Annotated in this window: 11 protein-coding genes; 10 read left to right on the top strand and 1 reads right to left on the bottom strand. The window is 39.5% G+C overall.

What is annotated here, in order from left to right; all coding sequences use genetic code 11:
* The first annotated feature begins 53 nt into the window (after nucleotides 1-53).
* From IO68_RS18815 to IO68_RS18830, 4 genes are read left to right on the top strand one after another with little or no spacing between them, the layout of a single operon-like run.
* Nucleotides 54-2,693, top strand: coding sequence for a bifunctional aconitate hydratase 2/2-methylisocitrate dehydratase (locus tag IO68_RS18815; protein WP_023012533.1), 2,640 nt, complete (start codon nucleotides 54-56; stop codon nucleotides 2,691-2,693).
* Between the two features lie 50 nt (nucleotides 2,694-2,743).
* Nucleotides 2,744-3,445: an ImmA/IrrE family metallo-endopeptidase gene (locus tag IO68_RS18820; protein WP_023012534.1), complete on the top strand. Its 702-nt coding sequence runs from the start codon at nucleotides 2,744-2,746 to the stop codon at nucleotides 3,443-3,445.
* Between the two features lie 3 nt (nucleotides 3,446-3,448).
* Nucleotides 3,449-3,970 (top strand): hypothetical protein, encoded by a 522-nt coding sequence (locus IO68_RS18825; protein WP_023012535.1) that lies wholly within the window; start codon nucleotides 3,449-3,451, stop codon nucleotides 3,968-3,970.
* A 40-nt stretch (nucleotides 3,971-4,010) separates the two neighbouring features.
* A complete protein-coding gene (locus IO68_RS18830; RefSeq protein WP_023012536.1) occupies nucleotides 4,011-4,232 on the top strand; it encodes a hypothetical protein in 222 nt (73 codons plus the stop codon).
* A gap of 83 nt (nucleotides 4,233-4,315) precedes the next feature.
* Here IO68_RS18830 and IO68_RS18835 read toward each other — a convergent pair whose 3' ends face one another.
* Complete coding sequence (locus IO68_RS18835) at nucleotides 4,316-5,773, bottom strand: DASS family sodium-coupled anion symporter (RefSeq protein ID WP_023012537.1); 1,458 nt, start codon at nucleotides 5,771-5,773, stop codon at nucleotides 4,316-4,318.
* 224 nt (nucleotides 5,774-5,997) lie between these two features.
* On the opposite strand from IO68_RS18835, the gene IO68_RS18840 reads away from it, so the two are divergent.
* The 6 genes from IO68_RS18840 (at nucleotide 5,998) to IO68_RS18865 (ending at nucleotide 11,584) form a co-directional block, all read left to right on the top strand.
* Nucleotides 5,998-6,981, top strand: coding sequence for an ion transporter (locus IO68_RS18840; protein WP_023012538.1), 984 nt, complete (start codon nucleotides 5,998-6,000; stop codon nucleotides 6,979-6,981).
* Nucleotides 6,982-7,250: 269 nt separating this feature from the next.
* Nucleotides 7,251-8,207 carry an ABC transporter permease gene (locus IO68_RS18845; protein WP_023012539.1) on the top strand — a complete coding sequence of 319 codons (957 nt, stop codon included), beginning with the start codon at nucleotides 7,251-7,253 and terminating at the stop codon, nucleotides 8,205-8,207.
* On the top strand, nucleotides 8,197-9,153 hold the full coding sequence (locus IO68_RS18850) for an iron chelate uptake ABC transporter family permease subunit (protein WP_023012540.1): 957 nt from the start codon (nucleotides 8,197-8,199) through the stop codon (nucleotides 9,151-9,153). The genes IO68_RS18845 and IO68_RS18850 overlap by 11 nt, the downstream gene beginning before the upstream one ends.
* Entirely contained in the window at nucleotides 9,144-9,908 is a 765-nt protein-coding gene (locus tag IO68_RS18855) for an ABC transporter ATP-binding protein (RefSeq protein WP_004772594.1), read from the top strand. Before IO68_RS18850 ends, IO68_RS18855 begins: the two co-directional genes overlap by 10 nt.
* A 9-nt stretch (nucleotides 9,909-9,917) precedes the next feature.
* A complete protein-coding gene (locus IO68_RS18860) occupies nucleotides 9,918-10,871 on the top strand; it encodes a siderophore ABC transporter substrate-binding protein (protein ID WP_023012541.1) in 954 nt (317 codons plus the stop codon).
* Nucleotides 10,872-10,969: 98 nt separating this feature from the next.
* Complete coding sequence (locus tag IO68_RS18865; RefSeq protein ID WP_023012542.1) at nucleotides 10,970-11,584, top strand: DUF2238 domain-containing protein; 615 nt, start codon at nucleotides 10,970-10,972, stop codon at nucleotides 11,582-11,584.
* Nucleotides 11,585-11,652: the final 68 nt, after the last annotated feature.

Genomic DNA, 11,652 nt, shown 5'->3' on the forward strand with positions numbered 1-11,652 from the left:
CTTGTATAAAGCTGGAACTTACAAGTAATTTTTTAAAGAAGAGGAATAACACCGTGCTAGAAGCTTACCGCCAACACGTTGCAGAACGTGCCGCACTCGGAGTCCCACCGAAGCCGCTTGATGACGCTCAAACTGCTGAATTAGTAGCATTATTAAAAAATCCACCAGCAGGCGAAGAAGCATATTTAGTTGATTTGCTTGAAAACCGTGTTCCAGCAGGTGTTGACCAGGCTGCTTACGTAAAAGCTGCTTTCTTAGCTGCGATTGCAAAAGGCGAAGCAACTTCTCCACTTGTTACTAAAGAGCGTGCTGTTTACTTACTCGGTACTATGCTTGGTGGTTACAACGTAGCACCACTTGTTGAACTTCTTGACAATGCTGAACTTGCAGAGTTAGCTGCTGAAGCATTGAAAAAGACTTTACTTGTATTTGATGCGTTCCATGACGTTGCTGATAAAGCAAAAGCGGGCAATGCAAATGCAAAAGCAGTTTTACAATCATGGGCTGATGCTGAGTGGTTCACTAGCCGTCCTGACGTAGCTGAAGAAATTAAAATCACTGTGTTCAAAGTAACTGGTGAGACAAATACGGATGACTTATCTCCAGCGCAAGACGCTTGGAGCCGTCCAGACATCCCATTGCACGCAACTGCAATGTTGAAAAACGAACGTGATGGTATCAACCCTGAAAAACCAGGTGAAGTTGGTCCTACAACTCAAATCAACGATTTGATCGCGAAAGGCAACCAAGTTGCTTACGTAGGTGACGTTGTTGGTACAGGTTCAAGCCGTAAATCAGCGACTAACTCTGTACTTTGGTTCTTCGGTGACGAACTTCCACACATTCCAAACAAAAAAGATGGCGGTGTGTGCTTAGGTGGTAAAATTGCTCCGATCTTCTTCAACACAATGGAAGATGCTGGTGCGTTACCTGTAGAAATCGATGTTTCTGACATGAACATGGGTGACGAAGTTACACTCAAGATCAACAAAGAAGCAGCGACAGTTACTGCATTCAAAAACGGCGCTCAAATCGCTGAATCAGAACTTAAAACACCTGTACTTTTAGATGAAGTACGTGCTGGTGGTCGTATTAACTTGATCATTGGTCGTGGTTTAACAGCTAAAGCACGTGAAGAGTTAGGTCTTCCTGCTTCTGACTTGTTCCGTCAACCAAAACAACCTGCTGACACTGGCAAAGGCTTCACTCAAGCTCAGAAGATGGTAGGTCGTGCATGTTGTCTTGCTGAAGGTCAAGGTATCCGTCCGGGTACTTACTGTGAACCTAAGATGACAACTGTTGGTTCTCAAGATACAACTGGTCCTATGACTCGTGATGAGTTAAAAGACTTAGCGTGCTTGGGCTTCTCAGCTGACTTAGTGATGCAGTCTTTCTGTCACACTGCTGCGTATCCAAAACCAGTAGACGTAACAACTCACCACACATTACCTGACTTCATCATGAACCGTGGTGGTGTATCTTTACGTCCAGGTGACGGTATTATCCACTCTTGGTTAAACCGTATGTTACTTCCAGATACAGTAGGTACTGGTGGTGACTCACATACTCGTTTCCCAATTGGTATTTCATTCCCAGCGGGTTCTGGTCTTGTAGCGTTTGCTGCTGCAACTGGCGTTATGCCACTGGATATGCCTGAATCTGTACTTGTTAAGTTCAAAGGTAAAATGCAGCCTGGTATCACTTTACGTGACCTTGTACATGCAATTCCTTACTACGCAATTCAAGCGGGTGACTTAACTGTAGAGAAGAAAGGTAAGAAAAACATCTTCTCTGGTCGTATCCTTGAGATCGATTTGTCAGAAATGGAAAATGACTTAACTGTTGAGCAAGCATTCGAGCTTTCTGATGCATCTGCTGAACGTTCTGCTGCTGGTTGTTCAATCACACTTTCTGAAGGTAAAGTTGCGGAATATCTACGTTCTAACATCACAATGTTGAAGTGGATGATCGCTGAAGGTTATGGCGATGCACGTACACTTGCACGTCGTGCTGAAAACATGCAGAAGTGGTTAGATAACCCAAGCTTGTTAAAAGCTGATGCTGATGCGGAATACTTAAAAGTTTACGAAATCGATCTTGCTGACATCAAAGAACCAATTCTTTGCTGTCCGAACGATCCAGATGATGCAAAACTTCTTTCTGACGTTCAAGGCGACAAAATTGATGAAGTATTCATCGGTTCTTGTATGACGAACATTGGTCACTTCCGTGCGGCTGGTCAATTGTTAGATAAAGTGCCAAGCGGTTCATTATCTACTCGTTTATGGTTGGCTCCACCAACTCGTATGGACGAGCATCAATTGATGGAAGAAGGTATGTACAACATCTACGGTCGTGCTGGTGCACGTACTGAGATGCCGGGTTGTTCATTGTGTATGGGTAACCAAGCACGTGTAGCACCGAACACAACATGTGTATCGACTTCTACTCGTAACTTCCCGAACCGTTTAGGTCAAGGTGCAAACGTTTACTTAGCTTCTGCTGAGCTTGCGTCTGTAGCTGCGGTTCTTGGTAAATTACCAAGCCCAGAAGAATATCAACAGTACGCGTCGCAAATCGACAGCGCTTCTGCTGACATCTATAAATACTTGAACTTCGATCAAATGGGTGAATACACCAAAGAAGCTGATCAAGTTGATACCAAGAAAATCCAAGCTGCTCAATTGACCTAATCGATTGTTTTTGCTAAAAATAAGGGCTGAGTAATCAGCCCTTATTTTTTATGAATATATTAGATATTATACATAGTAATGAAAGTTTGAATGATTATTATCAATTAATTTTGAGATTATGCGATAACTATAATTATCGACTTGCATTAGAATATAAGTCACTTAATGACTCAACGCCAAATTTAGGTTACTTCTTGGATGAAGGCGAAAGTGGTGTAATAAGAATAAGTACATCGTTAAATTATGAGGAAAAAATATCTTGTATTGCACATGAATTAGCTCATGTAGAATTAAATTTTTTAGGTGATACAAATGAATTATGCTATCAGATAGAAAGAATTACGTATCCTTATGATTTTAATTTATTAAAAGTACAGATATTTAATTTTTTACAGCACTTATTAATAGATGATATTTTAACTGAAAATCAATTGTCGAATCAGCTTTACCATAGTGAAATTTTAAAAACGGATATTACACATGAATTCCCCTTTACAATTGATGAGTTTTATGCTGGTTCTTCAAGAGAAGAGCTAATAGTTAAAATGAAAAATCTATTTTTATCTTTTAAGGAAGTTGAAAATAATTTAAGTAAATTCAATGGAAATTATATGGAAGTGGATTGTTCGCTATTGAGTAAAGAATATTCTTTAAATGTTATGGAAATTGTAAGATGTGGAAAGACTTTTAAAAATTTAAGAAGAATAGAAGATCTAGCTCTAATTTTAATCAATACAGTTAAGAGTGATTGAGTTATGAAATTATTTCCTAGTATATTATTGGGTAAAGTCTGGCATATGACTTCTATAAATCATTTAAAAAATATTTATGGTAAGGGTTTTATTTACGCTAATCCTAATGATGATTTACTGTTCCAAAATAAGTGGGTTAACTTTGCTGTTAAATCAGGTAAAACTTATGTACAAAGTATAAATGGAGTTAGTGTTTTTGATCTAATTGATTTTAATTATTCTGAATATTTGGAAAGGATAGATCCACCTAGAAATGCAGTTAAAAATATAGTCAATAGTAGGGTGGTTGAAGGTGCTTGCGTATGGTTGGAAGTTGATGTTGATGGTATTGATTTTATTGATAGAAATAGTTTGTATGCTAAATGGTCAGAAGATATTAAATCAGAAATTAACTTGCAGTTTTTACCAGGATTAGAAGCGGCAGTTATAGGGGATATTCCAGTTGATAGAATTAAAAAAGTATATCTATATATGGAAGAAAATAATAATTATTATTGTGTTGGGCGTGAACTAATTCAGTTTTAATGTTAATTAGCTTTACTCTTAAGTAATTAAATAGATAGTTTTGTTTCGTAAATACCTGAAATTATGTATTGGTCGGTTTCTTAATGGTTCTGCTGTTAAAGACCAAGGTGACCGTTTTATCTGTGTTGAAAATGGCAAACAAGTAAGCTACCACAAAAAAGAAATTTTCAACCAAGACTCGTGGCATCAAGATTACTACGTTTGCGAAACGACGACGGATCAACAAGCACGAAATTGGGTTTATGATATCAAGCTCGATTAATTAAGCAGATGTAATTTAGTACTTTTTAAAATAAATATATGAAAAAGCCCCATCCTTAGGGGCTTTTTTAAACTAAAACAATTCTACCAATATCCCAACACTTTCCACCAAATTCCGCCAATCACCACAAAGATAATGATATTGACCACACTCATGACAAAGCCAGCTTTCCACCATTCACCCAATGTGGTGTAACCCGAACCAAATACGACAGGCGATGTACCTGTTGCATAATGGGTTAAGGTCATCATGATGCTAGAAGCCGCTGCCATCATTAAGGCAAACAACATCGGTGGCGCACCTAGTGCAAGTCCTGCCGTATAGAAGGCTGCAAACATGGCAGTGATGTGTGCCGTGGTACTAGCAAACATATAATGTGCATACAGATAGGCGAGCATTAACAATAAACAGGCAGGCATCCAACTTAGTCCCAATGAGCCGATACTACTTTCAAGTAAACCCGAAAACCAAGTGATCAAACCAAGCTTATTTAAATAAGTCGCCATCATCACCAAAGCAGCGAACCAAGTAATCGTATCCCACGCGCTTTTTTGCGTCAGAATATCATCCCAAGTCAAAACACCTGTAAGTAGTAATAATGCTAAACCGATGAATGCAGTTGCTGTTGGATCAACAGCCCATGAAGCACCAAAAATCATCGCAGGAATACCTGCCCACAACAGCAACAATATTCCAAAAACACCAAGCATAATGATTTCATCTTTACTCACTGAACCCATTTCTTTGAGTTTAGTTTTCGCAAACTGTGCGGCATTGGGTGTTTCTTTGACTTCAGGTGGATACATCCAATACATAATCAAAGGCATGATAATTAAAGCAATCAGACCCGGAACTAACATTGCGATTGCCCATGTGCTCCAGCTTAATGAAATTTCGCTATTTGTCGCTTTAGCAACAAGATCAACCACCAATGGGTTTGGGGCGGTTGCGGTTATAAACATTGCAGAGGTAATTGGATTGGCTTGATAATTGACGAGAGATAAAAATTTCCCCATACGACCCTCAGTGCCTTTGGCTGGATCAGAGTCATAACTGGTAGAAATTGCACGTACAATTGGATGGATAATTCCTCCACCGCGTGCTGTATTACTTGGCGTTACAGGAGCAAGGATTAGTTCAGACAGTACCATACTGTATCCGATACCGATGGTTTTTTTACCCCACACAGCGATAAATAAATAACCTAAACGTGCACCAAGCCCAGTTTTCTGCAAGCCTTTCGAGATCATGATTGAAATACCAATCAACCAGATCAATGGATTTGCAAAGCTACTCAATGCATCTTTGATTGCGCCAGATGGGCTATCATTCGTTACGCCAGTGACGGCAACTAAGGTGATTGCAATGATTGCAATCGCACCAATCGGCATCGCTTTTCCGATAATGGCAGCAATCACACCAACAAACATTGCCAATAAATGCCAAGCATTTGGATCAACACCAGCTGGTACAGGAATGGCAAACCAAATAATCAATGTAAGAAATAAAGAAATAAGTGTAGGGATAGGTTTGAATCCCATTTGTTTTCCCCTTGTTATCATGGGTTTAATAAAACTTATAGTTCTTTATGAAAGTATCGTTAAAGAAGCAATCGTTAAGTTTCTATTATCAAAGCATTAGCTAGATTGATTCAAACAGAGTTTTGTTTATAGAGCGTTATAGATCAATCAATGCATAAATCACTTATCAAACAACCAAGCAACGTGTTACATTTTTAAAAGCTTGAGATAACTATAAGTAGGATATGACTAATTTTTCGATACAACGATTACGCCTTTTTGTTTATAACAATTTGCACAATGATGACTATCAAACCACTTTTAGTCGATGTGTGAACTATTTTCTGATTTTTCTGATCGTTGGAAATGTTGCTGCGGTTATATTGGAGTCGATTACAGAAGTCTATGTCGCTTATAGAAACTATTTTGATATGTTCGAGTTTACCTCGATCGTGATCTTTTCTGCTGAATATTTCTTGCGATTTTGGAGTGTAGCTGAAAATGATCCGACAGATTCCGCATGGAGCCAGCGCTGGAAATGGGCAAAAAGTGGTGGAGCAATTATTGATTTAATTGCTATTTTACCTGCTTACTTTAACTTCTTTGTACATATCGACTTACGGGTATTACGTATCCTCCGATTATTGAGACTCCTGAAACTCACGCGTTATTTTGTTTCTTTGCAAATCTTACTCAGAGTCATAAAACGTGAAAAAGGCTCGTTTCAGGCAGTTATTTTCATTCTTGTGATTATGATCGTTATGGCTGCATCAGGAATTTATGTGGTCGAAAATAAGGCTCAGCCTGAAGCGTTTAGCTCTATTCCAAAAGCCATGTGGTGGGCGGTTGTTACCTTAACAACGGTAGGCTACGGAGATGTAACACCTGTTACCAGTATGGGTAAGTTTCTCGGTGCTTTGATCACTATTCTCGGGGTTGGTATAGCGGCATTGCCAGCTGGTATTTTGGCTTCTGGTTTGGCAAATGAGTTGAATCAAAGAAATCAGAAATTAGAACAAGAATTTAGGGAGCTTTTACAAGCACAGGGGAATGATGTATTACATAATCAAGCAGAGCTTGAAAAACTAAGGCAGCGTGTAGGTTTACCTAAAGAGCAGATGCACGAGATTATTGTACAACTCATGCGTGAACATTTGCTTGAAGAGCAAGACAAAAAACAGGGAAAGAAACATTACTGTCCTTATTGCGGTGAAAATCTTGCTGAATAATTCAAAGATTTATCATAGAAATTTAGATCAGAATTAAGCTTAAAACTCTTAATCATTTTTATAGTTTATCAAGTTAAAAATTAGGCATTGCAGATGCTTAGAGCTTTTTATATTCAAAATAAAAGCTTTGAAAATTAAGTTTTACTTAATAGAAATTAAGATCCATTTAAAAAAGTTAACAATAATCTTTATCATTTGTGATAGTTTCTTATTACCTATCTTTTTTTAAGCTTATTTTAAGTTTACGCATCCTATGAAGTTCTCCCAACATGATTAAGCGGCGTTACCTGATTTTATTATTACTTCCACTGGCATTTATTTCTTTATTTGTCGGTGTGGGTGAGATGAGTCTTGCTGGTCTTTGGACTGGCAATCCTCAAGAGTGGCAGTTGTTTTGGACCAGTCGTTTACCCCGTTTGATGGCGATTATTGTGGCGGGTGCAGGTCTAAGTGTCTGTGGTTTGATTATGCAGTCGCTAAGTCGTAACCGCTTTGTCTCACCAACCACCGCAGGTTTATATGACTGTGCACGTTTAGGTGTACTGGTTTCGATTATTTTACTGCCAAGCGTTTCAATCTTTATTAAAACTGGTTTGGCGATTGTAGTAACGCTCATTGGTGCGATGGCCTTTATGAGTATTCTGGCGACTTTAAAGCATCGTGATACTGTTTTTGTTCCACTGGTGGGGATGATTTTTGGCAGTATCATTTCTGCATTTACCACCTTTATTGCGCTGCAACTGGATTTATTACAGAACTTAGCAGGTTGGTTGCAAGGGGATTTTTCCACCATTTTAAATGGTCAATATGAGCTGATCTATCTCAGCGTGCCTGTTCTGATTCTGATATATATCTTTGCCAATCGTTTTGTTTTGGCTGGGTTAGGGCAGGATTTTGCGACGAATCTTGGACTGAATTATAAGCAGACCCTTTTTATTGGCCTACTACTGGTTTCAGTCATTACGGGTGTGGTGATTGTCACTGTGGGCGCGATTCCATTTCTTGGATTGATTGTACCGAATCTGGTGAGTCTGTATCTGGGTGACAATATCCGTAGAACGCTTTCGCATACTGCATTGTTGGGTGCTTTGCTGGTTCTACTCTGTGATGTATTTGGCAGAGTGGTAATTTTCCCTTATGAAGTCTCTGTGAGCCTGATTATGGGTGTGGTGGGAAGCGTGATTTTCCTGTGGTTGCTACTCAGGAGATATCGTTATGCCTCATAAAACCAAGCTGATCGTTTTGGCTGTATTGGTGATTGCAACGATTGCACTGTACCTCGGCTGGAATTTAGGTGTGGCATGGCAATATGCCTTGAATCTACGTTTAAAAACAGTTGCTGCCATTATCGTGGCGGGTGTTGCGGTCGGTGTTTCGACTCTGGTTTTCCATACTATTGTGAATAATCGGGTGGTGACGCCACAGGCTTTAGGATTAGATAAGTTATACGAACTTTCCAAGACTGCGATTATCTATTTCTTTGGTGCCAGTACGTTATTGTCACTGAACTTTGTCATCGACTATCTGATCAGTTTGCTGTTAATGGTGACCTTTGCCTTACTGCTATATCGGTTTATTTTCCAGAAAGTCGCACAGCAAAATATCTATTTCCTCCTGCTTGTTGGTCTGATCTGCTCGACTTTATTCGACAACATGACCACGTTCTTTCAGGTTTTACTGGATCCCGATGAATTTCAGATTGCAGCCTACGCTGGTTTTGCCAGTTTTAATGTCGTGAAAATGGAAACAGTGGGGCTATCCTTGCTGACCATTGTGCCGATTTTATTGTACAGCCTGAAGCATTATCACAAGCTCGATGTGATGGCACTGGGACGAGATCATGCGCTGAATTTAGGGCTGGATTATGACAAGACCAGCCGCCTGCTGTTGATCCTCGTAGTATTGGCACTGGCTTCTGCAACAGCTTTAGCTGGCCCAATGATGTTCCTCGGTTTATTGGTTCTCAACATTACCTTAGAACTGTTCAAGACCCATCAACATCATATCTTACTGCTTGGCATTATTCTGGTCAGCATTCTTTGTCTGATGCTTGGGCAATTCATGGTTCTGCATGTACTGAATTTCAAAACAACGCTCAGTGTGATTATTAACTTTGTCGGTGGAATTTATTTCTTCTGGATCTTATTGAAGGAAAATAAAAAATGGCAATAGAGCTTAAGAATTTAAGTAAAAGCTATCAACAGCAGCGTGTGGTAAATGCGCTTTCCCTGACGATTGCCAAAGGACAGTTTACGGCATTTATTGGTCCAAACGGTGCAGGTAAAAGTACTGTACTTTCGATGATGAGTCGCTTAATTGAAGCAGATCAAGGTCAAGTTTTGCTGGATGGGCAAGATCTGCAACAGATGAAAAGTGCTGACATTGCCAAAAAACTGGCGATTTTAAAACAGTCTAACCATACCGAGTTACGCCTTAGTATTGAAGATCTGGTTGCTTTCGGACGTTTCCCATATTCACAAGGTCGCCTAACGCAGGAAGACCGTGAGGTGATTGATCGCTCAATTGCCTATATGGATCTGGAAGCCTTAAGACACCGACAAATCAGCGAATTGTCGGGTGGGCAGCGACAACGCGCCTATATCGCCATGATTCTGGCTCAGGACACCGAATATATCTTGCTCGATGAACCCTTAAACAATCTGGATATGAAGCATTCTTCACAGATTATGCGGGTCTTAAAAGATTTGGCCGAGAATCATGGCAAATCGATCATCGTGGTGATTCATGACATTAACTTTGCTTCCGTCTATGCCGATCACATCATTGCCATGAAAGAAGGTGAATTGGTGTATCAAGGGCATCCACAACAGTTGATGGATGAACATATTCTGCAAGATATTTTCGATTTCCATATTCCGATCCAGCAGGTTCAGCAACATAAATTAGGTTTGTATTTTATTAGTTAGGAGTTCGTTATGCGTTTCAAAAAAACATTGCCAGTCATGATGCTGAGTGTGGCATTGGCTGCATGTGGCAATTCCAACACACCTTCGGCAAATCAGAACAGTCATACTGCTGCTACACATGAAACCTTAAACTTTAACAGCAAGGCAGGGAAAATTATCATTCCAGCGAATTTATCGCGTATTGCTGTACTCGATACTAGTGCTTTAAATACCATTCATGCTTTGGGCGCGGACGATAAAGTGGTTGCTTTGCCAAAAGGAACACCGTTGCCGAAAGTCTTGCAAAATTTCAGTGAAGGTAAATATCTGGATGTAGGGACAGTGAAAGAACCGAATCTGGAAAAAATTGCAGCCAGTCAGCCTGAGCTGATCTTGATGAGTGGCCGAATGGAAAATCTGGTGGGTCAAATCAAGCAGATTGCGCCAACTTACTTTGTCGATGTGGATTACAACGATCAGTTCAACTCTTTTAAACAGCAAACCTTGAATATTGCTGAAATGGTGGGCAAGAAGTCTGAGGCTGAGCAGCAATTACAAAGCTTGGAAAAAGATATTGTTACATTAAAAGACAAGACTAAAGGTAAAACGGCTTTGGTGATTCTGGTGAATAACAGCAAGATCGCTGCCTATGGCCCAGGTTCGCGTTTCGGTAATATTCATGACTTGTATGGATTTACACCAGCAGATCCTTCAATCAAGGTTGGGCTGCATGGTATGGCGGTGTCACATGAGTTTATTGCCCAAAAAAATCCAGATTATCTGTTTGTCATTGATCGTGGTGCAGCAATTACTGAAAATCAGGAAGGTGCAAAGCGCGTATTGAATAACAAGATTATTAATGAGTCCAAAGCTGCGAAAAACGGCAATATTGTCTATCTCGATTCGAGTAACTGGTATTTAATGAATAATGGCTTGGATGGGATGAAAGCCATGCTGAAGGAAGTCGCGGATGCTGTAAAATAAAGCTTAATTCGCCGATTTTATAACAAAAACCAGCAGGACTTTCCTCGGGTTTTTTATATGATGTAATGAGTAAATGAATCAATACTTTTTATAAAAAGATGCGAATTTCTTTATTAGGTTTGGGAGCAGCGATTATAGCTATTGTTTTGATTATTTCTGGGATTAAGCCATATGATCGAATGACGTGGTTGATGGAAGTGATACCAGTCTTGCTTGTGATGCCTGTGTTATTTATGAGCTTTAAAAAATTTCCTTTGACCAACTTGCTATATAGTCTAATTTTTTTGCATGCAATTGTTCTTATTGTTGGCGGTGCTTATACCTATGCACGCGTGCCTTTAGGCTTTGAAATTGCAGACTGGTTTAATTTAGATCGTAATCCTTACGATAAAATAGGGCATTTCATGCAAGGTTTTGTTCCAGCAATAGTTGCCCGTGAAATATTGATTCGAAATCATATTTTAGGCAAAGGCAAAATGCTGAGTTTTATTGTGATTTGTATTGTGTTGGCAATTAGTGCGACCTATGAATTGATCGAATGGGCCGCAGCATTGTTCTTGGGACAGGGAGCAGAAGAATTCCTCGGAACTCAAGGTTATGAGTGGGATACACAGTCTGATATGTTTTTTGCATTAATTGGCGGTAGTACCGCGTTGCTATTTTTATCGAAATGGCATGATTGGCAGATTTCTAACTTAATCAGTAAGCCTTAAATTTGATATTTAATGATGATCTTTTATAAGAAAAATAAGGCATTATGAGAAAAGGTCGTCTGCTGAAA

The sequence above is a fragment of the Acinetobacter sp. COS3 genome (assembly GCF_000475335.1).
GTDB classification, from domain to species: Bacteria; Pseudomonadota; Gammaproteobacteria; order Pseudomonadales; family Moraxellaceae; genus Acinetobacter; species Acinetobacter venetianus.

What these genes read in the sequence shown, in the direction of transcription:
- IO68_RS18820 (WP_023012534.1), top strand. Translation starts at nt 2,744, where the DNA reads ATGAATATATTAGATATTATACATAGTAATGAAAGTTTGAATGATTAT.
- IO68_RS18825 (WP_023012535.1), top strand. Translation starts at nt 3,449, where the DNA reads ATGAAATTATTTCCTAGTATATTATTGGGTAAAGTCTGGCATATGACT.
- IO68_RS18835 (WP_023012537.1), bottom strand. Translation starts at nt 5,773, where the DNA reads ATGGGATTCAAACCTATCCCTACACTTATTTCTTTATTTCTTACATTG.
- IO68_RS18840 (WP_023012538.1), top strand. Translation starts at nt 5,998, where the DNA reads ATGACTAATTTTTCGATACAACGATTACGCCTTTTTGTTTATAACAAT.
- IO68_RS18845 (WP_023012539.1), top strand. Translation starts at nt 7,251, where the DNA reads ATGATTAAGCGGCGTTACCTGATTTTATTATTACTTCCACTGGCATTT.
- IO68_RS18850 (WP_023012540.1), top strand. Translation starts at nt 8,197, where the DNA reads ATGCCTCATAAAACCAAGCTGATCGTTTTGGCTGTATTGGTGATTGCA.
- IO68_RS18855 (WP_004772594.1), top strand. Translation starts at nt 9,144, where the DNA reads ATGGCAATAGAGCTTAAGAATTTAAGTAAAAGCTATCAACAGCAGCGT.
- IO68_RS18860 (WP_023012541.1), top strand. Translation starts at nt 9,918, where the DNA reads ATGCGTTTCAAAAAAACATTGCCAGTCATGATGCTGAGTGTGGCATTG.
- IO68_RS18865 (WP_023012542.1), top strand. Translation starts at nt 10,970, where the DNA reads ATGCGAATTTCTTTATTAGGTTTGGGAGCAGCGATTATAGCTATTGTT.